The following is a 20,148-nucleotide window of genomic DNA, read 5'->3' as shown; positions in this document are numbered from 1 at the left end:
CCCATGGCGCTTCTGGATTTTCTCGAACCGGAAGAGGCCGTGGGCAACCTCTGGCACGATCTCGCCACCGCCATGGTGCCGGGATCGGCCTTCCCCGAGGCGGCGGTGCCCTTCGAGGCGATCCGCCCCTCCGCCGCCCTGCTGTTCCGCGCCCTCGGGGGCGCGGCCAGCGTCGACATCGGCCCGGCCAGCCCGGTGGCGCTGACCCACCGCCGCGGCTGGCGGCAGCGGCTGGCCAAGGGGCCAGAGGCCGCGCCCGTCGCGACATACGACGGCGAGCGCCTGCGCCTGCCGCCGGTGATGGACGCCTTCCCCAGCGAAGATCTGAACCGCGCCGCCTACCTCTGGCTCACCGCCTCCGCCGCGCTCACCGATGTCACCGCTCTGGACCTGCCCGAGGGCGCGCAGGCCAACGACTGCGCCCAGATCCGCGCCTCCGCGGCGGCCTGCGATGCCGTCTGGCGCGCCTGCCCCGGCCTGCGCGCCGCCTACGGCGCCCTTGCCGCCGGCTGCCTCGCGCAGCGCGAAAACCTCGCCCGCACCCCGGCCGAAGCCGCGATGGAACGCGCCCTGCGCGATCAGCTCGGCGGCGCGGCCGCCGAGATTCCGATCGCACCCGCCCGCGGCTACACCCCCTTCGCCCCGGTGCCGATCTGGCTGCGCTACCTGCGCCCCGCGACCGGCACGACGCCCCGCGAGGAGGACGCCGAGAGCACGGCCCCGATGCCCGCGCTTCCCGTCGAAAGCCGCAAGCAGGGCGAGCGGCGCGACCTCGACCAGGCCAACCGGCGCGACAGTTTCATCATCCACCGCTTCGAAACGATCCTGTCCTGGGTCGAATCCATGAACATCAACCGCTCGGTGCAGGACGAAAACGAAGATGACGCCCAGAAGGCCGCCGAGGATCAGGAGAGCGTCACCCTCAGCAAGCATGACCGCAAGGCCGCCACCCGGCTGCGGCTGCACCTCGATCTCTCGCCGCAGGAGGCCGATCACGCAAGGCTCGCCGGCGCCCATACCTACCCCGAGTGGAACATGCGCACGCGCAGCTACATGGAGGATCACGCCCGCGTGCTGGAAGCCCCGGTGCAGATCGCACCCGATGCGCCCGCGTTCCGCCCCGATCCGCGCCGCCTGGCCGCCGTGCGCCGCCAGTTCGAGGCCCTGCGCCCGCGCCGCGTGCTCTCGCCGCGCCAGATCGACGGGCAGGAGCTGGATCTGGACGCCGTGATCAACGCCCGCGCCGATCTGGTGGCCTCCGGGCGCGGCAGTGACCGGCTCTACATGGCGTCGCGCAAGATCGAGCGCGAGCTTTCGGTCGCGATCCTGCTCGACTGCTCCCGCTCCACCGAGGCGAGCCTCGGCGACACCAACGTCATGGAAGTGGCGCGCGAAGCCCTGGCCGCGCTGGCCGGGGGCATCGAGGCCGCGGGCGACCGCTGCGGCATCTGGGGCTTTTCCTCGCTGCGGCGCGATCGCGTGTTCCTGCACCGGGTGAAGGGCTTTGCCGATCCGATGGATGCGCAGGTGATGCGCAACATCGGCGGGCTGAAGCCGGGCCAGTATACCCGCCTCGGCGCCGCACTGCGCCACGCCTCCATGCGGCTGTCCGAGGAAGGCAGCCGCCAGAAGCTGCTGCTCGTCCTCACCGACGGCAAGCCCAATGATCTGGATCACTACGAGGGCCAGCACGGTATCGAAGACAGCCGCATGGCCGTGCGCGAAGCCCGCCGCGCGGGCCAGATCGTGCATTCGGTGATCGTGGATGCCGACGGGCAGGACTGGTTCGCCCGCATCTTCGGCAAGGGCGGCTTCACCCTGCTGCCCGAGCCTGCGCGCCTGTTGCGCGCCCTGCCCGAAATCTACCGCTCCCTCACACAGGAAAGCTGACATGACACGCTTCATTCCCGCCCTTTCCACCCTGCTCGCAGCCGCCCCCGCGCTGGCGGCAGGCTTCGAGCGCCCCACCCCGAACGCGCAATCGGCCACGGCGGAATTCTGGTTCGCCATGGCATCGCTGGCGTTTGTCGCGGCCCTGATCGCCGTGGCGCGGCTGGTGGCGCGGCGATGAGGCCTTCGCCGCTGGCCCGCCTCACGCTGGCGCTCTACCCGTTCGGGGCGGGAGCGATGGCGGTGAACGTCTTCTTCGCCTCGCTGCTGGGCTCCTGGATCGGGCTGCCCGTGCTCTCCACCACCGCGTCCATCCTGCTGGGCGCGCTGATCGCGGTGCCGGCCACGCTCTGGTTCGCCCGGCACATGCTGACACTCGCCGCCCGCGCCGACGCCGAGGAGCCGGCCGATTGATCCAGCAGAGCGCGCCGGCCACCGAGGCCCCGGCGCGCATCCGTGCCGTTCAGTCCTCGAAAGCGCCGGCGAAGGCGCTGGTGAAGGGTTGGGTCAGGTAGCGCCAGAGCGTGATCTGCCGGCCCGTCAGCGTGGCGGAAACGGGCATGTCCGCCGCCAGCCGGAAACGGCTCTGCAAGGCCCCCTGCGCGGCCTCCAGGTCGCTCGCGTCGATGCGCGCCGTCGCCGAGTAGCCGATGGCCCGGCCCTCGCCGTCCTTCACCGCTTCCGGCGTGATCGCCGTGATCGTGGCATGCAGCGCCGGCAGCTCCCGCTGCGGCAGGCCGTTGATGGTGATCTTGCCGCGCATCCCCACAGACACCTGGTCGATGCTGCCCGTGGGGATGGTGAGCCGCGCGAAAGGTTCCTCCAGGTGCTGGGCGATCACCGCGAGCGTCTGGCCGCGCGGCGCATACATCTGCGGGCTGTCGAAGCGCAGCTCCTGCACATGGCCGGACACCGGGGCGACGATCACCGCCGCGCCGAGCACCGCGTCCAGCCGGGCGAGTTCCTGGCGCATCTGGGACGCCTGCGCCTCGTTCTGCTGGATCTGGCGCAGGTGGGCCGCCGCCAGCTCCAACATGATCCCGCGCGCATCGGCCCGCGCCTTCTGGGCCTGCTGCATCAGCGCCGCGGCGCTGGCCTGTTTCTGCTCCTGCGCGCCGGCCACGGCCAGCACCTGTTCGGTGATCCTGTCCACCTCTGTTTCGCGGGTCAGCCCGCGGCCCAGCAGGTGGCGCTGCTTCTCCTCGCGGCCGCGCAGAAGCGCGAGCCGCTGGGCCAGGTAGTCGGCCTCGGCCAAGGCGGCACGGGCCTGCTGCTCCATCGCCTCGGCTCCCTCTTCGAGGCTCTGCTTGCGCAGCCGCGCCACCTCGGCTTCGCGCGCGTAGCGGCGGGCGATCTCGCTGCGGGCAGCCACGCGCACCACCCCGGCCTCCGGGCCCATAGCCCCCGGCCCGCCGGCCGGCACCTCCAGGAGCGCGGGCCCGGGTTGCGGTTCCCCCGCGCCGGCCGCCCCTCCTTCAAGCACGAAGCCCTGCGCTTCGGCTTTCCCCGCCTCATCTCCGCCACCGGCCCCGCCGGTTTCGGTCGCCTCCGCGAGGAGCGCCCGGATCACCGCCGTCTCTTCCTCCAGCCGGGCGAGCCGCGCCGCGATCTCGCGCCGGGTGGCCGCCTCCACCCGCGTATCGAGGCGGAACAGCATCTGCCCCGCCTCCACCGGTGCGTTCTCCGTAACGCCGACCTCGGCGATCTCGCCGCCGTAGCCGTGCTGGATCTCGAAGTTCGGCAGGCTGGACACCAGCCGGCCGCTCGCGTGGATGCTCGTGGTCAGCGGCGCCGCGGTGGACCAGAGGATGGCCGCGGCGAGAAACCCGAAGATCGCCGCCATGCCCCAGGTGAGCGGGCGCGTCACCTCCCGCGGCAGGCCGCTTTCGGGCGCCTCGGCGGCGGCGGCCGGCGCCTTTTGCAGGGGGGCCGTCAATGGGGCCTCCCGAGATCGGCCGGGGCGCCCTGGGCGGCAAGCTCGGCACGGATGCAGGTGCGGGTGTCGCTGCTTTCCACGCTCAGGCGGCTCGCCAGCCGCTCCGCCGTGGCCAGCGGACGTTCCTGCGGCTTGAAGGCGGCATCATCGGGCGCGCCCTGCGCCATGGCGGCGCGCACCTCGACCATGCGCTTGCCCGCCTCCGAGGGGCCGTCTTCCCGGAGTTCGAGCGTGCAATGGGTGTCGTCCTGGAAGCTGAAATCCAGACGCGCCTCGCGCGGCACGTCCTGCGGACCGTTCAGAAGCGCCGCCTGGAACATCTCGGTGCCCAGCAGCACGGCCTTGGCCGCGAAGGGCGCATCCCCGGCGCGGGTGAACTGCCGCGTGATCCAGTCCGCGAGATCCTGGAGCGAGGTTTCGCGCAGGGGCAGCCGGATCGTGCGCCGGCCCTCGGCCTGGCGCCCGAGCACCTGGCTGCGCGGGCCGAAATCGGCCAGCCGCCCGCGGTCCAGCACCGCCACCATGTCGGCCAGCCCGATGATCCCGGCCCGGTGCAGCACCATGACGATCGTCGCGCCCGCCGCCTTCAGTTCCGACAGCGTTTCGCAGAGGCCTGCCTCGGCGTGACGGTCCAGCAGTGCGTTGGGCTCGTCGAGGAAGAGGTAGCGCGGCGAAGGAAACAGCGCCGCGGCGAGCGCCACCTGCTGCCGCTGCCCGGCCGTGAGCAGATTGCCCGCGCGGGTGAGATCGGTGGCATAGCCTTCGGGCAGCGCCGAGATCATCCCGTGGGCGCGCGCACGCTTCGCCGCGGCCACGACCTCGGCATCGGTGGCCTCCGGGCGGAAGCCGGCGATATTCTCGGCGATGGTGCCCGGCAGAAGCTCGGCGAGCTGCGGCAGGTAGCCCACCGCCGCGCCATGGGCCAGCGGGGACAGCTGGCGCACGTCGGTGTCATCCAGCAGCACCCCGCCCACCGGCGCCGGATCCAGCCCGGCGAGCGCCTTGAGCAGCGTTGTCTTGCCGGAGCCGGAATCGCCGATCACCGCGAGGCACTGGCCCGGCTCCAACGTGAAGGACACCCGCTCAAGCCGCGGCGGCGCGCCCCCGCCACGCGGGTAGATCAGCCCCTCGGCCCGCAGCCGCCCCTCGAAGGGAACCGCCTCCAGCCCGCCCTGCGCCACCGTCGGCAGGGCCGCGAGCGTGGCGAAGGGCGCAAGGAGGTTGCCGCTGCCGGCCAGCGTGGCCAGGCCCTGCTCCGCCGCGGTGACGGCCTTGGCCGTGAGGATGGAGGCCGCGATCATGCCCCCGGCGGAAATCTGGCCCCGCGCCACAAGCGCCGCGCCGGCGGCAAGGGCCGCCAGCTGTGCCATCTGGCGCAGGAAGCCCGCCCCGGCACGCGCGGTTTCGGACGGCCCGTCCGCCGCCTCCTCCATCGCCAGCCGCGCGGCCTTGATTCTGTCCAGCCGCGCGGCGAGCTGCGCCGCGACGGCAGGCCCCAGCGGCTGGCGCCCGAGTGCCGCGATCTGGGCGGAAACCGCCCGTTCCTGCTCGCCGAGCTGCACCGCGGACTGGCGCGGATCCGCCGCCAGCAGATCGCCCAGCTTGCGGGCGAGCCAGAGCGCGGCGACCATCACCAGCGCCAGCAGCGGATAGGCCCAGTGGATCAGCCCGAGCCCGGCCAGGAACACCGGCACCCAGGCGAGGTTCAACAGGGCCACCAGCCCGCCCCCCGAAAGCATTCCGCGGGCCGCCGCGAGGGCCTGGGCCGCCTCGGCCTGAGCCTGCGGCGGCTGCGCCAGCAGCGGCAGGGTGCAGAGCCTGTCCACCCAGCGGGCCAGGCGGCCCAGCACCCGGTCGCGGGCGAAATCCACGAGGCTGCTGGCCAGAAGCGCCGCCACGGCGATGACCAGCAGCAGAAGCAGCGTGGCCATGTTGCCCGAGGGCACGACCCGGTCGAGCACCTGCATCATGAAGAGCGGCGTCACCAGCGCGGCGAGGTTGCTGACGAACCCGTAGGCCAACAGCGGCGGCAGCAGCCGGCGGATCTTCAGGATGTCCGCCGGTTGCCCTGCCGGTGGCCCCGCCGGGGCAGCCGGATTGGGAGCGCGTGTCACAGGATGAAGTTGCTTTCGTCGAGATCGTCGATGGAGACGGATTTCAGGATCAGCTTGTCACCGGGCGGGCCGCCCTCGATGCTGGAGAGATCGATCACCGTGGCCCAGCCCTGATCCTCCATCAGGCCCTGGAGCTGTTCGTAGCTCAGCCCGTAGTCGCTGAGATCCACCACGTCGTGGCCGGATTCGAAATCGTGCACCATGTCGCTGCCGCCGCCGCGGGCCACGACGAAGGTGTCGGAGCTGCCGTCCGCGGCCCAGTTGCCACCCCAGAGGTGATCGTTTCCGGCACCGCCGCTGATCACGTCGGAGCCGGCCCCGCCGACGATCTTGTCGGCCCCCGCCCCGCCGTCGATCACGTCATCGCCGCCGCCGGCATGGATGTAGTCATTGCCGGCGCCGCCCTCGACGGTATCGTGCCCGCCGCCCGACATCAGCTTGTCGTCGCCGGAGCCGCCATCGAGACTGTCGTTCCCCGTGCCGCCGAGGATCTTGTCGTTGCCCTCGCCGCCGGACAGCTCGTCATCGCCGCTGCCTCCGTGCAGCTTGTCGTCCCCGGCTTCACCGAACATCACGTCGTCGCCGTCGCCGCCGCGCAGATCGTCGTTGCCGCCGGCGAGGCTGACGACCGACGGATCCTTGAGCAGGATCGGGCTTTCGGTATCCACCTCGGCGAAGGGATCGACCGAGCGCGGATCGACGGCGCCATCGTTGGAATTCGTCGTCTGCGCGGTGGATTTGAACTCGTTGTAGGCGTAGCCGGTGTTGAAATCATAGTGGACCTGGTAGACGCCCCCTTCCGCACCGGTGCTGGCGTCGAGATCGTGATCGCCCTTGTTCAGCCCGAAGAAGAGATTGCCGTCCCCGTCAAGGAAAACAGCCCCGTAGGCCCCTTTCACCATACCGCTCTGCATGGTGTCACCGAAAAGCGTGCCCGCGATCGGGATGGTGGTGATCTGCGGCTCCCCGCCGCTGCCCACCTCGGAGAGATCGATCCGGTGCAATTCGCCGTTGCCGCCGTTGCGGGAGGGCGCCTGCACGGCGTAGAAGCAATCGTCCTTGGCGCTGTAGGCGATGTCGAAGATCTGCCCCTTAAGCAAATCGTTGGGCAGATCGTAGACCGTGACCTCCGGGTTGCCGTCGGCATCGAGGCTGTCCACGTCGATCTTGGCGACCCGGTTCAGGCTGCTGTTGAAGGACCAGAGATTGCCGCTGCTGTCGAAATCACCAACGTAGTCCGAAAACGGTGCCTCTCCGACTCGGTAAAAGTTGCCTTTTGCATCAAGAGCCACCAGGTCCGGCGGGCTTGTCGTGCGGCCAAGTGCATCGACACCTGTCGACCGAGCGACACCGTAAATGAGATCATCCTCCACGTTGAAGCCGGTGGCATTGATCTTGATACCGGTGGGCGGACCGGCATCCGCATAGGTTTCGGTGGCCGGATCAAACACCTTCAATTGCCCGTCGATCACCTGGTAGAGCTTGGCCTGCCCCGGTGCGAAGGCCTCCACCGAGACCTCCTGCCCGCCGAACTGCATCGTCTTGTCGTAGCTGTAGATCGGGCCGGACATGTCGATCTCGGGGCCCGCCTCGGCCGGATCCTGCACGATCCGGAAGGACAGCTCGCCCGGCCCGCCCGTGCCTTCCACCTGCACGCTGTGGGTCTGGTAGGCGCCCGAGGTGGTGGAGACCGTATCCACCACCGCGCCGTTCCAGAGAATCTCCACCGTGCCGGAGGTGGCCCCGGCCGAAAGGTTGGCCGCCAGATCGAAGGACAGCTCGTAGGTTTCACCTGCATTTGTTTCGATGCTGCGCACCATCTCCTGGCCGGCGGCGCCGTCCCGCAGGGCCCAGCCGCCCTGCTGCGCATGCTGCTCGAAGGTCTGCGGCTTGGACCCGGTGATCGCATCCGCGATCAGGTTGACCGCGCCGGAATCGCCGTAGACGAGATCGTCGCCATCCCCGGCATTCACGATGTCCGCGCCGGCGCCGCCGTAGCCTGTGTCATTGCCGCTTTCGAGGTTGAGAACGTCGTCCCCCTCGCGGCCGTAGGCCGTATCCACCCCGGAGCCGGCATTGATCAGATCGTCGCCCGCGCCGGCGTCGAGCCTGTCATTGCCGCGGTTGCCGAGCAGAACGTCCTCCCCGGCGCCGGTGGTGATCGTATCGTTGTAGTTGGTGTCGAAGGGATCGAGGGTGTTCCAGTCCGGGTTGGAGATCACGCGGTCCGGGTGGTAGACCCAGACGCCGTCCACCAGTTCCCATTCGCTGCCCACGTAATCGCCGGCGGCAAGATCGTTGCCGTCACCGCCATCGAGCGAGTCATCCCCCTGCCCGCCGAGCAGCCGATCCTCGGACTCCTGCCCGGAAAGATCGTCGTTTCCCGCTCCGCCGTCGAGGCTGTCCTGCCCCGCGCCACCGACGAGCGTGTCATCCCCCGCCGTGCCGGTTTGCTCGGCCATGTTCTGTGCCTGGGTGTTCTGATCCTCGGCCGCCATCTTCGCCTCCTTGCGTGAGCCATCGATCCACAGGGCTAGGCGCCGCGCGTTACCAAATGGCAAAAGCGGGCCCGCCAAACGCGTTCCATTTTAGGCAATTTCGCGGTTTCCCGCGCGCCGCGGCGCCTGCGGCGCTATCAAAGGCTTCCATTCGCGGCCGTTTCGCGCTCAAGTGGCGCAGACAAAAAACCGAAGAACCGCAGGGAGATGGATATGAAGATGAAATCGCTGATGCTGACGGCCGCCGTGGCCGCGCTGGCCACCCCGGCGCTGGCCGAAGTGAAGGTGGGCATGATCACCACGCTGTCGGGCGGTGGCGCCGGGCTGGGGATCGACGTGCGCGACGGCTTCATGCTCGCGATCAAGCAATCGGGCCGGGATGACATCGAGGTCGTCATCGAGGACGACCAGCGCAAGCCGGACGTGGCGGTGCAGCTGGCCGACAAGATGATCCAGTCCGAGAAGGTGGACGTGCTCACCGGCATCATCTGGTCCAACCTCGCCATGGCCGTGGTGCCTTCGGTGACGGCGCAAGGCAAGTTCTACCTCTCGCCCAACGCAGGCCCTTCCGCGCTCGCCGGCAAGGGCTGCCACGAGAATTATTTCAACGTCGCCTGGCAGAACGACAACCTGCATGAAGCCGCGGGTTCCTACGCGAATACAGCAGGTTACAAGAACAGCTTCATCCTCGCGCCGAACTATCCGGCCGGCAAGGATGCGCTCACCGGCTACAAGCGCTTCTTCGAAGGTAATCTGGCCGGCGAGGTCTACACCCAGCTGGGCCAGACGGACTACGCCGCCGAGATCGCCCAGATCCGGGCCTCGGGCGCGGACAGCGTGTTCTTCTTCCTGCCCGGCGGCATGGGCATCAGCTTCCTGAAGCAATATGCCGACAGCGGCGTGGACATCCCGGTAGTCGGTCCGGCTTTCTCCTTTGATCAGGGCATCTTGCAGGCCGTAGGTGATGCGGCGCTCGGGGTCGTCAACACGTCCCAATGGAGCAAGGATCTGGACAATGAGGCCAACACCGCCTTCGTCGCCAGCTTCGAGGCCGAATACGGGCGCCTGCCCTCGCTCTACGCCAGCCAGGGCTTCGACACCGCGAACCTTCTGATCTCCGCGGTGGAAGCGGCCGATGTCTCGGACGCCGACGCTTTCCGCGCAGCCCTCGAAGCGGCCGATTTCGCCTCCACCCGCGGTGCGTTCAAATTCGGGCCGAACCACCACCCGATCCAGACGATCTATGCCCGCGAGGTGATCAAGGAGGGCGACGTTTATACTAACAAGATCATCGGCGTAGCGCTCGAAGATCACGCGGATGCCTACGCAGCCGACTGCAAGATGTAACACGGCCGGCGCCGGGCAACGCTGGCCCGGCGCCCTTCAACAGACGACCCACCCATGACCCCACTCCTCCTGGCCGAGCAGATCCTGAACGGGCTGCAGTTCGGCGTGATGCTGTTCCTGATGGCGGCCGGCCTGACCCTGATCTTCGGCGTCATGGGGCTGATCAACCTTGCCCATGGTTCTCTCTACATGGTCGGCGCCTTCGCGGCGGCCGCCGCGGCCGGGGCGACGGGCTCCTTCGCGCTGGGACTGGCCGCCGCCCTCGCCGCCGCCGCCATGGCCGGGGCGCTGGTGGAAATCCTCGTGATCCGAAGGCTTTACGCGCGCGATCACCTCGACCAGGTGCTCGCCACCTTCGCCCTGATCCTGATCTTTTCCGAAGGCACACGCTGGCTATTCGGCTCCTTCCCGCTCTTCCTCGACGTGCCGGGCGCGCTCTCCGGCCCCGTCACCCTGCCGGGCGGCATACAGTACCCGCTCTACCGCCTCGCCCTGATCGGCATCGGCCTTCTGGTGGCCGCCGGCCTGGGCCTGCTGATCGCCCGCACGCGCATCGGTATCCAGATCCGCGCGGGCGAGAATGACCGCGAGATGATCGCGGCGCTTGGTGTCGATATTTCAAGGCTCTACACGCTTATCTTCGCCTTGGGCGCGGCGCTCGCCGGCCTTGCCGGGGCGCTCGTGGGGGCGATCCAGTCGGTGCAGGTGGGCATGGGTGAACCGGTGCTGATCCTTGCCTTCGTGGTGATCGTGATCGGCGGCATCGGCTCGATCAAGGGGGCCTTCATCGGCGCCCTGCTGGTGGGGCTGACCGACACGCTGGGCGGCATCTTCCTGCCCGAGCTGTTCAAGCTCTTCATGGAGCCCGCAACCGCCACCTCCGCCGGGGCATCACTGGCCTCCATGCTGATCTACATCCTGATGGGCGCGGTGCTGATCTTCCGCCCCACGGGCCTGTTCGGGAGCCGCGCATGATCACCGAGCGCCACCTGAACCTTCTGATCCTCGCGGGCCTCATCCTTGTGCCGCTTTGGGCCTGGGCGGCGGATGAGCCCTTCACCATCACGCTGGCGACCCGCGCGGTGATCTTCGCGCTGGCCGCCGCCGGGCTGAACATCGCGCTCGGCATCGGCGGGCTCGTGAGCCTCGGCCACGCCGCCTTCTTCGGGATCGGCGGCTATGCCATGGGCATCCTCGCCCACCACGCGCAGAGCTACACGGCGCTCAGCACATGGCCTTTCCTGATCGAGGGCACGAAGTCCATGCCGGTGATCTGGCTCGTGGCCATCGTCACCTCCGCACTCGCCGCGCTGGTCATCGGCCTGCTGTCGCTGCGCACGGCCGGCGTCTACTTCATCATGATCACCCTGGCCTTCGGGCAGATGTTCTACTTCTTCACCATCAGCTGGGCGGCCTACGGCGGCGAAGACGGGCTTTCGATCTACATCCGCAACGATTTTCCGGGGCTCAACACGCTGGACCCGATCCAGTTCTACGGCCTCTGCCTCGCGATCCTCTGCGCCGTGCTTTTCGCCACCGCAAGGCTGATGCGCGCACCCTTCGGGCTGGCCCTCAACGCCGCCCGCCAGACGCCCGCGCGGGTGGAGACCGTGGGGCTGGATCCGACGCGGCTGAAACTGGCGGCCTTCGTGATTTCCGGCGCGATCACCGGGCTGGCGGGGGCGCTGTTTGCCGATCTCAACCGCTTCGTCAGCCCGACGATGTTTTCCTGGCAGATGAGCGGCGAGTTGATCGTCTTCATCATCATCGGCGGCACAGGGCGGCTCTTCGGCCCCGTTGTGGGCGCGGCCACATTCGTGATGCTGGAGCACTGGCTGGGCGGGCTCTCGGAATATTGGCTGATCTATCTTGGTGGCATGCTTCTTGCCATCGTGCTGTTCGGGCGCGGCGGCCTCATCGGGCTGCTCACCAGGCGGGAGGGCGGCGCATGACGGTGGTTCTGGAAGCCCGCGGGATCACCAAGCGCTTCGGCGCGGTGGTGGCCTCGGACGCCATCTCTCTCGATCTGCGCGCAGGCGAAATCCACGCGGTGATCGGGCCCAACGGCGCCGGGAAATCCACGCTCATCGCCCAGATCAGCGGCAGCCTCGCGCCGGATGCGGGTTCCGTGCAGCTTCTGGGGGAGGACATCACCGCGCTGCCGCCGCGCCTGCGGGCAAAGAAGGGCCTTGCGCGCACCTTCCAGATCTCCGCGCTGGCGATGGAGGACACGGTGCTGCAGAACGTGCTGCTCGGCGCGGTGGGGGCGGCGGGCTCGCCCTGGCGCTTCTGGCGCTCCGTCGGCGCGGATCGGGATCTGCGCGGCAAGGCCGAGGCCGCGCTTGAGCGCGTCGGCCTGCTGTCTGAGGCGCACCGCGTGGTGGCCACGCTGTCACACGGCCAGCGCCGCCAGTTGGAGGTGGCCGTGGCGCTCACGCTGGCACCCAAGGCCTTCCTGATGGACGAACCCATGGCCGGGCTCGGCACCGAGGGCAGCCAGCGCCTCACCGCGATGCTGGATGGCCTGCGCCGCGAGGCGCCGATCCTGCTGGTGGAGCACGACATGGACGCCGTTTTCGCGCTGGCCGACCGCATCAGCGTGCTGGTCTACGGCCGCATCATCGCCACCGGCAGCGTCGAGGAAATCCGCGCCAACGCCGAGGTGCGCGCGGCCTACCTGGGAGAAGAGGCATGAGCCTGCTGGAGCTTTCCGGCGTCACCGCCGCCTACGGCCAGACTCAGGCGCTGTTCGGCGTCGATCTTGCGCTTGCGGAAGGCGAAGCGCTGGCACTGATGGGGCGCAACGGGATGGGGAAATCCACCACCGTCAAGGCGATCTGCCGGATGCTGCCCGCCGCGGGGCGCCTGCGCTTCGCCGGTCAGGATCTGGCGCGCCTGCCCAGCCACAAGGCTGCGCGGCTGGGGATTGGGCTGGTGCCGGAAGGGCGGCGCTGCTTTGCCGATCTCACCGTGCGCGAGAACCTCATCGCCGCCGCACGGCGTGGCCATTGGGATCTGGCGCGGGTGCACGGGCTCTTTCCGCGCCTCGCCGAGCGCATGGGCCAGCGCGCCGCGACGCTCTCGGGCGGCGAGCAGCAGATGCTCGCCATCGGCCGCGCCCTGATGACGAACCCCCGCCTGCTGATCCTCGATGAGGCCACGGAAGGGCTCGCGCCGCTGATCCGCGCCGAGATCTGGGCCGCCCTCGGACAGCTGCGCCGCGAGGGGGGCCTGAGCCTGTTGATCGTGGATAAGTCTTTGAAAGAACTGGCCGGAATCTGCGATCAGGCGGTTGTTCTGAGCCGGGGGGAAAGCGTCTGGGCTGGCGCAATGGCGGAGCTGGGGGCGGATGTGACGGAGCAATACATCGGTGTTTGATAACCAAGGGAAGCGCCCGAACCGGGGCGGAAGCGAAGCGCCCGCCGTCGTGCGAGTAGCACGCCTCTGGCGTGACGGGCGGGTCGGGCGCTGCCCGGCGTGCCGCCGGGCGAAACAGAGATTTATTCCCACCGCGCTAAAATATCATCTTCCGCCAATCCAGCCACACTCCCTGCGACCTGCCCTGCGCCTTTAAGCCGCCGCCGTACATAGCTTTCCGCCAAAGACTCAGGCCCGGAATCCATCAGCGCAGAGGCCGCCAGCAAGTCCCCCAGCCGCTCGGCAAAGCGCCGCGCGTCGGCTTCCGGCACGCCGGCCTTCACCTCGGAAACCACGCCATCCAGAGCCGTATCATAGGCGGCAAACCGCCCCCGCACGGCCTCCAGTTCAGCCAGCAGAACCTCGCCCGCCAGCCTGTCCCGCGCCAGCGTGCGCAGGATGTCGAGGCAGATCACGTTGCCCGAGCCTTCCCAGATCGAGTTCAGCGGTGCTTCGCGGTAGAGCATCGGCAGGGGCGTATCGTCGGTGTAGCCCATGCCTCCGAGGCACTCCATCGCCTCGTAGATCACGTTCACGCAGCGCTTGTTGTTCAGGAACTTCGCCACCGCCACCGCGATCCGGGCAAACGCCGCCTCCTCCGCGCTTGTGCCGTCAAACGCCCGCGCCACGCGCAGGCCCAGGGCGAGCGCGGCCTCCTGATCGAGGCTCAGATCCGCCAGAACCCGGCGCATCAGCGGCGCATCGATCAGCCGCTTCTGGAAGGCGCTGCGGTGGGCGCACCACCAGTGGGCCTCCGTGAGCGCGGCGCGCATCAGCCCGGCCGGGGCCATGGCCGTATCGAGCCGCGTGTGATGCACCATGCGGATGATCGCGCGGACGCCCTCGCCCTCCTCGCCGATCCTCTCGGCCCAGGCGCCGTGATACTCGATCTCCGCGCTGGCGTTGGCGCGGTTGCCGAGCTTTTCCTTCAGCCGCATCAGGTGGATGCGGTTGCGGCTGCCGTCCGGCAGAATGCGCGGCACCAGGAAACAGGTCAGCCCGCCCGAAGCCTGCGCCAGCGTCAGGAAGCCGTCCGACATCGGCGCCGAGCAGAACCACTTGTGCCCCCACAGCCGGTAGCCCGCGCCATCCCGCTCCGCGCGGGTGACGTTGGCGCGCACGTCCGAGCCGCCCTGTTTTTCCGTCATCGCCATGCCCATCGTCGCCGCGCCCTTGGCCGGCAGGGGCTTCAGCGCGGCCTCGTAGGCGCGCGCGGTGAGGCGCGGCCGCCAGAGCGCCGCCGCCGGGCTGCCCTCCAGCGCCGGCACCGCGGCGTAGGTCATCGTCATCGGGCAGCAGACGCCCGGCTCCACCTGCGAGAACAGGTAGACCATCGCCGCATGGGCGAGATGGCCGGCGGCGGCGCCCTCCCAGGCCGATGCCGCGTAGCCGGCCTCCAGACCGTTGCCCAGAAGCCCGTGGTAGCCGGGATGGAAGCGCACCTCGTCCAGCCGCCGGCCACCGCGATCGAAGAGGTGAAGCTCCGGCGCGAACCGGTTCGCCGCGCGCGCCATCTCGCGCGCCTCGGCGCTGTCGAGCCAGCCGCCGAGCGCCACCAGACCACCAGCGGTGGCGCCCAGCCCATCACAGGCCGCAACATCCTGTGTCAGCAGGTTGCCCGCAGGGCGGATCGGCGGCTGGTTGCCGGGGCTGACCGCGCCCGGAACCTGTTCTTCCCCGGCTCCCGTCATGGCTGTATTCCTCCCGCTGCATTCACGCCAGCTTACCCCCGGAGCCCCCTGAAATGAAAAGAAAATGCGCGCATTTTCGTTTTCGGGATTCACACGGCGAATCACTTGTGGCAAAGTGCAGTCAGCGGCCCGGCAAAGAGGCCGCACAGAGGCACAGGCAGATGACGTCCACTCCGAAACGCATTTCCCTCCTGTCGGTGACGCTTTACGGCGTCGTCTTCATTCTGGGGAGCATGTTCATGATTTCCGCGATCCAAGGCGAGTACGGCGTATTCCGCCGCGTCCAGATCGAAGCGGAAGCGGAACTGCTGCGTTCGGAGTTGGACGCACTCTCCGCCGAGGTCGCCGCCTACGAAAACAAGACCCGGCGGCTGTCGGACGCCTACCTCGATCTCGACCTGCTCGACCAGCAGGCCCGCGACGTGCTGGGCTACGTGCGCAGCGACGAGATCGTGATCCGCTGACGCACCGCCCCGCCCTTCCGGGCCGCTCTTGCGCACGCAAGAAGACTCGCATCCGCCGCAGCGATGCGCTACTCATGGTTTAACACTAAACTAATTGCGTTTTGCTGCAGGAGGAGGCCCCATGGCAGCCCGGAAGGCCACCAAGAAACCCAATGTATCCAAGGATGAACTGCTCGCCTATTACCGCGAGATGCTGCTGATCCGTCGATTCGAGGAGAAGGCCGGCCAGCTCTACGGCATGGGCCTGATCGGCGGCTTCTGCCACCTCTACATCGGCCAGGAGGCCGTGGTGGTGGGCATCGAGGCCGCCTGCGAGGAAGGCGACAAGCGCATCACCTCCTACCGCGACCACGGCCACATGCTCGCCTGCGGAATGGACCCAAAGGGCGTGATGGCCGAGCTGACGGGCCGCGAGGGCGGCTATTCCAAGGGCAAGGGCGGCTCCATGCACATGTTCAGCAAGGAGAAGCATTTCTACGGCGGCCACGGCATCGTCGGCGCGCAGGTGCCGCTGGGCGCCGGGCTCGCCTTCGCCGACAAATACCTCGGCAACGATCGCGTGACCTTCACCTACTTCGGCGACGGCGCCGCGAACCAGGGCCAGATCTACGAGACCTTCAACATGGCCGCGCTCTGGCAGCTGCCGGTGGTCTTCGTGATCGAGAACAACCAATACGCGATGGGCACCTCGCTCCAGCGCGCCTCCTCCACGCCCGAGCTCTACACCCGCGGCGCCGCCTTCGGCATCCCCGGCGAGGCGGTGGACGGCATGGACGTTCTGGCCGTGAAGGCGGCCGCCGAGAAGGCCGTGGCCCGCTGCCGCGCCGGCAAGGGCCCTTACATCCTTGAGATGAAGACCTACCGCTACCGCGGGCACTCGATGTCGGACCCGGCGAAATACCGCACGCGGGACGAGGTGCAGAAGGTGCGCGAGGAGCGCGACGCGATCGAGCACGTGCGCGAGCTGCTGCTCGGCGGCAAGCACGCCAGCGAGGAGGATCTCAAGGCGATCGACAAGGAGATCAAGGCCATCGTCAACGAGGCCGCCGAGTTCTCCAAGGAAAGCCCCGAGCCGAGCCTCGACGAGCTTTACACCGACATTTACGCAAGCGCCTAAGGCCCGGAAGAGACAGAGGTAATCACGATGGCAACCGAAATTCTGATGCCCGCGCTCTCTCCCACGATGGAGGAAGGCACGCTGGCCAAATGGCTGGTGAAAGAGGGTGACACGATCGAGAGCGGCATGATCCTGGCCGAGATCGAGACCGACAAGGCGACGATGGAATTCGAGGCCGTGGACGAAGGCGTCCTCGGCAGGATCCTCGTGCCCGAAGGCACCGAGGGCGTGGCGGTGAATACGCCGATCGCCGTGCTGCTGGAAGAAGGCGAAAGCGCCGATGCCCTGCCCGCGGCAGCCGCGGCCGAGCCGGCCGCCGCCGCCGCCTCCCCGGCGCAGGCGGATCCTGCCCCGTCCGCACAGGCCGCCCCGGCAACCCCGGCCGCACCGGCCGCACCGGCCGCCCCCGCCCCGGATCTTTCGCCCGACTGGCCCGAGGGCACGCCGATGAAGAAGATGACGGTGCGCGAAGCCCTGCGCGACGCCATGGCCGAGGAAATGCAGCGCGACGAGACCGTCTACCTGATGGGCGAGGAAGTCGCCGAATATCAGGGGGCCTACAAGGTTTCGCAGGGACTGCTGGATGAATTCGGCAGTCGCCGGGTGATCGACACGCCGATCACCGAACACGGGTTTGCCGGCATCGCCGTGGGCTCGGCCTTCGGCGGCCTGCGCCCGATCGTGGAATTCATGACCTTCAACTTCGCCATGCAGGCGATGGACCAGATCATCAACTCCGCCGCGAAAACGCTCTACATGTCCGGCGGCCAGATGGGGGCGCCGATGGTCTTCCGCGGCCCCAACGGGGCGGCCGCACGCGTGGCCGCGCAGCACAGCCAGGATTACGCGGCCTGGTATGCCCATGTGCCCGGGCTGAAGGTGGCGATGCCCTATTCGGCGGCCGACGCCAAGGGCCTGCTCAAGAGCGCCATCCGCGATCCGAACCCGGTGATCTTCCTCGAGAACGAGATCCTCTACGGCCGCAGCTTCGACGTGCCGGATCTCGAGGATTTCACCATTCCCTTCGGCAAGGCCCGCGTCTGGCGCGAGGGCAGCGACGTGACGATCGTCTCCTTCGGGATCGGCATGACCTACGCGCTGGAAGCCGCCGACAAGCTGGCCGAAGAAGGCATCTCTGCCGAAGTGATCGACCTGCGCACCCTGCGCCCGATCGACTACGACACGGTGATCGCCTCGGTGATGAAGACGAACCGCTGCGTGACGGTGGAAGAAGGCTTCCCGGTGGCCTCCATCGGCAATCACCTCTCCGCCACGATCATGGAGCGCGCCTTCGACTACCTCGACGCGCCGGTGATCAACCTCACCGGCAAGGACGTGCCCATGCCCTATGCCGCCAACCTCGAAAAGCTCGCGCTGGTGACGACCGAGGAAGTCATCGCCGCGGTCAAGCAAGTCACCTACCGCTGAGGAGAAACGGACATGGCAACCGAGATCCTGATGCCCGCGCTGTCACCCACGATGGAGGAGGGCACGCTGGCGAAATGGCTGGTGAAAGAAGGCGATACCGTCGCCTCCGGCGATCTGCTGGCCGAGATCGAGACAGACAAGGCGACGATGGAATTCGAAGCGGTGGACGAGGGCGTCATCGGCAAGATCCTCGTGCCCGAAGGCACCGAAGGCGTGAAGGTCAACACCGCCATCGCCGTGCTGCTGGAAGAAGGCGAAAGCGCCGATGCCCTGCCCGAAGCCAAGTCCGGCGCGCCCGCGGCCGAAGGGCCTGCGGCGGCCGAGGGGGCCCCGGCCGGGGCCGGCGAGGCCGCCGCTTCCCCTGCCCCCGCAGCCTCTGCCGCCCCTGCGGCCCCCGTGGCCGCGAGCGGTGAACGCATCTTCGCCAGCCCGCTGGCCCGCCGCATCGCCGCGCAGAAGGGGCTCGATCTGTCGCAGATCAAGGGCTCCGGGCCCCATGGCCGCATCGTGAAGGCCGACGTAGAGGCCGCAACCGCATCGGCTCCGGCAGCGGCGGCCAAGCCCGCCGCGTCCGCCCCCCCTGCGGCCACCGGCACCACAGGCGCCCCAGCCCCCGCGGCCGCCGCCTCCGGCCCCTCGGCCGATCAGGTGGCGAAGATCTACGCCGATCGCGACTACGAGGAAGTGCCGCTGGACGGGATGCGCAAGACGATCGCCGCGCGCCTCACCGAGGCCAAGCAGTCGATCCCGCATTTCTACCTGCGCCGAGACATCAGGCTCGACGCGCTGCTCACCTTCCGCAGCCAGCTCAACAAGCAGCTCGAAGGCCGCGGCGTGAAGCTTTCGGTCAATGATTTCATCATCAAGGCCTGCGCCAACGCGCTTCAGGCGGTGCCGGCGGCCAATGCCGTGTGGGCCGGCGATCGCGTCTTCAAGCTGAAGCCTTCGGACGTGGCGGTGGCCGTCGCCATCGAGGGCGGGCTCTTCACGCCCGTGCTGCGCGACGCGGACATGAAATCGCTCTCCGCCCTGTCCGCCGAGATGAAGGATCTCGCCGCCCGCGCGCGCGAACGCAAGCTTGCCCCCCATGAATACCAGGGCGGCAGCTTCGCGATCTCCAACCTCGGGATGTTCGGGATCGACAATTTCGACGCGGTGATCAACCCGCCCCACGCCGCCATTCTCGCGGTGGGCGCCGGGAAGAAGCAGCCCGTCGTGGGCGATGACGGCGCGCTCACGGTGGCCACGGTGATGAGCGTGACGCTCTCGGTCGATCACCGGGTGATCGACGGCGCGCTCGGGGCGGAACTGCTGCAAGCCATCGTTGACAACCTGGAAAACCCGATGGTGATGCTGGCGTAACGAAGCCGGGCGGCGCCTGCCTGAGCGGGCGCGATAGCGCCTGCCGGGGGGCAGGCAGGCGCTGCCCGGCGTGCCGCCGGGCGAAACAGGATATCGGAAACGCGCCTCTGCACGTTCCTTCAGCGCTTAGGATCGGGGCTTTTTGCCAAAGCGGGGTTTGCGCGCCCGCCTCGCCCGCGGATCACCAACCTGCGCGGGCGCTTCGCTTCCGCCCCGTGGCGGGCGCTGCCCTTGTTTCACGGGAGCAAGGTCCTCAACCGCGATCTCGCGCCACTCTCCCGGCTGCAACCCACCGAGCGACCACGGCCCCACCTGCGCCCGGATCAGCCGCAGCGTCGGGCAGCCCACGGCGGCCGTCATCCGCCGCACCTGGCGGTTGCGGCCCTCCCGGATGGTCAGCGAAATCCAGCAATCGGGCACGCTCTTGCGGAAACGCACCGGCGGATCCCGCTCCCACAGATTCTCTGGCGGCGCCATCCGCTCGGCCTGCGCCGGCTTCGTCATGCCGTCCTTCAGCTGCACCCCCTGCCGCAGCCGCACCAGCTGGGCCTCCGTGATCTCCCCCTCCACCTGCACCCAGTAGGTCTTGGCCATCTTGTGCCTCGGCTCCGCGATCCGCGCCTGGAGCCGTCCGTCATCGGTGAGCAGCAGAAGCCCCTCGCTGTCCCGGTCCAGCCGCCCGGCCGGGTAGACGCCGGGCACGGGCACGAAATCCGACAGCGTCTGCCGGGCGGAGCCTTCCGTGCCCCTGTCGGTGAATTGCGACAGCACCCCGTAGGGTTTGTTCAGGAGTATGAGCCGAGCCATGCCCCTTCTTTGCCGGGCGTTCGGCGCCGGCGCAACCGCAAAGCCGCACCCCTTGCCCCGGCCCGCCGCCTGTTGCA

General features: G+C 68.8%; 17 protein-coding genes. 12 read left to right on the top strand and 5 right to left on the bottom strand.

Annotated elements, in window-relative coordinates:
• Positions 1 to 3 precede the first annotated feature (3 nt).
• From PSA7680_RS04190 to PSA7680_RS04180, 3 genes are read left to right on the top strand one after another with little or no spacing between them, the layout of a single operon-like run.
• The gene (locus tag PSA7680_RS04190; protein WP_085867408.1) at positions 4 to 1,890 is read left to right on the top strand and encodes a nitric oxide reductase activation protein NorD; all 1,887 of its coding nucleotides are present in this window, start codon (positions 4 to 6) and stop codon (positions 1,888 to 1,890) included.
• Position 1,891: 1 nt separating this feature from the next.
• Positions 1,892 to 2,071, top strand: coding sequence for a protein NnrT (locus tag PSA7680_RS04185; RefSeq protein ID WP_085867407.1), 180 nt, complete (start codon positions 1,892 to 1,894; stop codon positions 2,069 to 2,071).
• On the top strand, positions 2,068 to 2,304 hold the full coding sequence (locus tag PSA7680_RS04180; protein WP_085867406.1) for an NnrT protein: 237 nt from the start codon (positions 2,068 to 2,070) through the stop codon (positions 2,302 to 2,304). The genes PSA7680_RS04185 and PSA7680_RS04180 overlap by 4 nt, the downstream gene beginning before the upstream one ends.
• A gap of 49 nt (positions 2,305 to 2,353) precedes the next feature.
• On the opposite strand, the gene PSA7680_RS04175 is transcribed toward PSA7680_RS04180, so the two are convergent.
• From PSA7680_RS04175 to PSA7680_RS04165, 3 genes are read right to left on the bottom strand one after another with little or no spacing between them, the layout of a single operon-like run.
• Positions 2,354 to 3,826 carry a beta-barrel domain-containing protein gene (locus PSA7680_RS04175; RefSeq protein WP_085867405.1) on the bottom strand — a complete coding sequence of 491 codons (1,473 nt, stop codon included), beginning with the start codon at positions 3,824 to 3,826 and terminating at the stop codon, positions 2,354 to 2,356.
• Positions 3,823 to 5,940: an ATP-binding cassette domain-containing protein gene (locus PSA7680_RS04170; protein ID WP_085867404.1), complete on the bottom strand. Its 2,118-nt coding sequence runs from the start codon at positions 5,938 to 5,940 to the stop codon at positions 3,823 to 3,825. Before PSA7680_RS04170 ends, PSA7680_RS04175 begins: the two co-directional genes overlap by 4 nt.
• The gene (locus PSA7680_RS04165) at positions 5,937 to 8,438 is read right to left on the bottom strand and encodes a calcium-binding protein (RefSeq protein WP_139838551.1); all 2,502 of its coding nucleotides are present in this window, start codon (positions 8,436 to 8,438) and stop codon (positions 5,937 to 5,939) included. Before PSA7680_RS04165 ends, PSA7680_RS04170 begins: the two co-directional genes overlap by 4 nt.
• A 213-nt stretch (positions 8,439 to 8,651) precedes the next feature.
• Between PSA7680_RS04165 and PSA7680_RS04160 the strand changes: the two genes are divergently transcribed.
• Genes PSA7680_RS04160 through PSA7680_RS04140 form a run of 5 tightly spaced genes read left to right on the top strand, consistent with a single transcriptional unit; the run spans position 8,652 to position 13,163 of the window.
• Positions 8,652 to 9,785: an ABC transporter substrate-binding protein gene (locus PSA7680_RS04160; protein WP_085867403.1), complete on the top strand. Its 1,134-nt coding sequence runs from the start codon at positions 8,652 to 8,654 to the stop codon at positions 9,783 to 9,785.
• 54 nt (positions 9,786 to 9,839) lie between these two features.
• Positions 9,840 to 10,760, top strand: a complete 921-nt coding sequence (locus PSA7680_RS04155; protein ID WP_085867402.1) for a branched-chain amino acid ABC transporter permease — start codon at positions 9,840 to 9,842, stop codon at positions 10,758 to 10,760.
• The gene (locus PSA7680_RS04150; RefSeq protein WP_085867401.1) at positions 10,757 to 11,737 is read left to right on the top strand and encodes a branched-chain amino acid ABC transporter permease; all 981 of its coding nucleotides are present in this window, start codon (positions 10,757 to 10,759) and stop codon (positions 11,735 to 11,737) included. Before PSA7680_RS04155 ends, PSA7680_RS04150 begins: the two co-directional genes overlap by 4 nt.
• The gene (locus PSA7680_RS04145) at positions 11,734 to 12,480 is read left to right on the top strand and encodes an ABC transporter ATP-binding protein (protein WP_085867400.1); all 747 of its coding nucleotides are present in this window, start codon (positions 11,734 to 11,736) and stop codon (positions 12,478 to 12,480) included. Before PSA7680_RS04150 ends, PSA7680_RS04145 begins: the two co-directional genes overlap by 4 nt.
• Positions 12,477 to 13,163 (top strand): ABC transporter ATP-binding protein, encoded by a 687-nt coding sequence (locus PSA7680_RS04140; RefSeq protein WP_085867399.1) that lies wholly within the window; start codon positions 12,477 to 12,479, stop codon positions 13,161 to 13,163. Before PSA7680_RS04145 ends, PSA7680_RS04140 begins: the two co-directional genes overlap by 4 nt.
• A 122-nt stretch (positions 13,164 to 13,285) precedes the next feature.
• Here PSA7680_RS04140 and PSA7680_RS04135 read toward each other — a convergent pair whose 3' ends face one another.
• On the bottom strand, positions 13,286 to 14,893 hold the full coding sequence (locus PSA7680_RS04135) for an acyl-CoA dehydrogenase family protein (RefSeq protein WP_085867398.1): 1,608 nt from the start codon (positions 14,891 to 14,893) through the stop codon (positions 13,286 to 13,288).
• Positions 14,894 to 15,054: 161 nt separating this feature from the next.
• Here PSA7680_RS04135 and PSA7680_RS04130 point away from each other — a divergent pair, with 161 nt between their 5' ends.
• From PSA7680_RS04130 to PSA7680_RS04115, 4 genes are all read left to right on the top strand, one after another.
• Positions 15,055 to 15,357 carry an FtsB family cell division protein gene (locus PSA7680_RS04130; RefSeq protein WP_085867397.1) on the top strand — a complete coding sequence of 101 codons (303 nt, stop codon included), beginning with the start codon at positions 15,055 to 15,057 and terminating at the stop codon, positions 15,355 to 15,357.
• A 121-nt stretch (positions 15,358 to 15,478) separates the two neighbouring features.
• Complete coding sequence (pdhA, locus tag PSA7680_RS04125; RefSeq protein WP_085867396.1) at positions 15,479 to 16,474, top strand: pyruvate dehydrogenase (acetyl-transferring) E1 component subunit alpha; 996 nt, start codon at positions 15,479 to 15,481, stop codon at positions 16,472 to 16,474.
• A gap of 27 nt (positions 16,475 to 16,501) precedes the next feature.
• On the top strand, positions 16,502 to 17,902 hold the full coding sequence (locus PSA7680_RS04120) for a pyruvate dehydrogenase complex E1 component subunit beta (RefSeq protein ID WP_085867395.1): 1,401 nt from the start codon (positions 16,502 to 16,504) through the stop codon (positions 17,900 to 17,902).
• Positions 17,903 to 17,914: 12 nt separating this feature from the next.
• The gene (locus PSA7680_RS04115) at positions 17,915 to 19,264 is read left to right on the top strand and encodes a pyruvate dehydrogenase complex dihydrolipoamide acetyltransferase (protein ID WP_085867394.1); all 1,350 of its coding nucleotides are present in this window, start codon (positions 17,915 to 17,917) and stop codon (positions 19,262 to 19,264) included.
• A gap of 126 nt (positions 19,265 to 19,390) precedes the next feature.
• On the opposite strand, the gene PSA7680_RS04110 is transcribed toward PSA7680_RS04115, so the two are convergent.
• Positions 19,391 to 20,071 carry a pseudouridine synthase gene (locus PSA7680_RS04110; RefSeq protein WP_085867393.1) on the bottom strand — a complete coding sequence of 227 codons (681 nt, stop codon included), beginning with the start codon at positions 20,069 to 20,071 and terminating at the stop codon, positions 19,391 to 19,393.
• Positions 20,072 to 20,148: the final 77 nt, after the last annotated feature.

Source organism: Pseudoruegeria aquimaris (assembly GCF_900172235.1).
In the GTDB taxonomy this organism is placed as follows: domain Bacteria; phylum Pseudomonadota; class Alphaproteobacteria; order Rhodobacterales; family Rhodobacteraceae; genus Pseudoruegeria; species Pseudoruegeria aquimaris.
This window is presented reverse-complemented; position numbering and strand designations above follow the sequence as displayed.

Bases quoted from the DNA above. Each gene is read 5' to 3' on its own strand.
- PSA7680_RS04190 (WP_085867408.1), top strand. From the start codon at position 4: ATGGCGCTTCTGGATTTTCTCGAACCGGAAGAGGCCGTGGGCAACCTC.
- PSA7680_RS04185 (WP_085867407.1), top strand. From the start codon at position 1,892: ATGACACGCTTCATTCCCGCCCTTTCCACCCTGCTCGCAGCCGCCCCC.
- PSA7680_RS04180 (WP_085867406.1), top strand. From the start codon at position 2,068: ATGAGGCCTTCGCCGCTGGCCCGCCTCACGCTGGCGCTCTACCCGTTC.
- PSA7680_RS04165 (WP_139838551.1), bottom strand. From the start codon at position 8,438: ATGGCGGCCGAGGATCAGAACACCCAGGCACAGAACATGGCCGAGCAA.
- PSA7680_RS04160 (WP_085867403.1), top strand. From the start codon at position 8,652: ATGAAGATGAAATCGCTGATGCTGACGGCCGCCGTGGCCGCGCTGGCC.
- PSA7680_RS04155 (WP_085867402.1), top strand. From the start codon at position 9,840: ATGACCCCACTCCTCCTGGCCGAGCAGATCCTGAACGGGCTGCAGTTC.
- PSA7680_RS04150 (WP_085867401.1), top strand. From the start codon at position 10,757: ATGATCACCGAGCGCCACCTGAACCTTCTGATCCTCGCGGGCCTCATC.
- PSA7680_RS04145 (WP_085867400.1), top strand. From the start codon at position 11,734: ATGACGGTGGTTCTGGAAGCCCGCGGGATCACCAAGCGCTTCGGCGCG.
- PSA7680_RS04140 (WP_085867399.1), top strand. From the start codon at position 12,477: ATGAGCCTGCTGGAGCTTTCCGGCGTCACCGCCGCCTACGGCCAGACT.
- PSA7680_RS04135 (WP_085867398.1), bottom strand. From the start codon at position 14,893: ATGACGGGAGCCGGGGAAGAACAGGTTCCGGGCGCGGTCAGCCCCGGC.
- PSA7680_RS04130 (WP_085867397.1), top strand. From the start codon at position 15,055: ATGACGTCCACTCCGAAACGCATTTCCCTCCTGTCGGTGACGCTTTAC.
- pdhA (WP_085867396.1), top strand. From the start codon at position 15,479: ATGGCAGCCCGGAAGGCCACCAAGAAACCCAATGTATCCAAGGATGAA.
- PSA7680_RS04120 (WP_085867395.1), top strand. From the start codon at position 16,502: ATGGCAACCGAAATTCTGATGCCCGCGCTCTCTCCCACGATGGAGGAA.
- PSA7680_RS04115 (WP_085867394.1), top strand. From the start codon at position 17,915: ATGGCAACCGAGATCCTGATGCCCGCGCTGTCACCCACGATGGAGGAG.
- PSA7680_RS04110 (WP_085867393.1), bottom strand. From the start codon at position 20,071: ATGGCTCGGCTCATACTCCTGAACAAACCCTACGGGGTGCTGTCGCAA.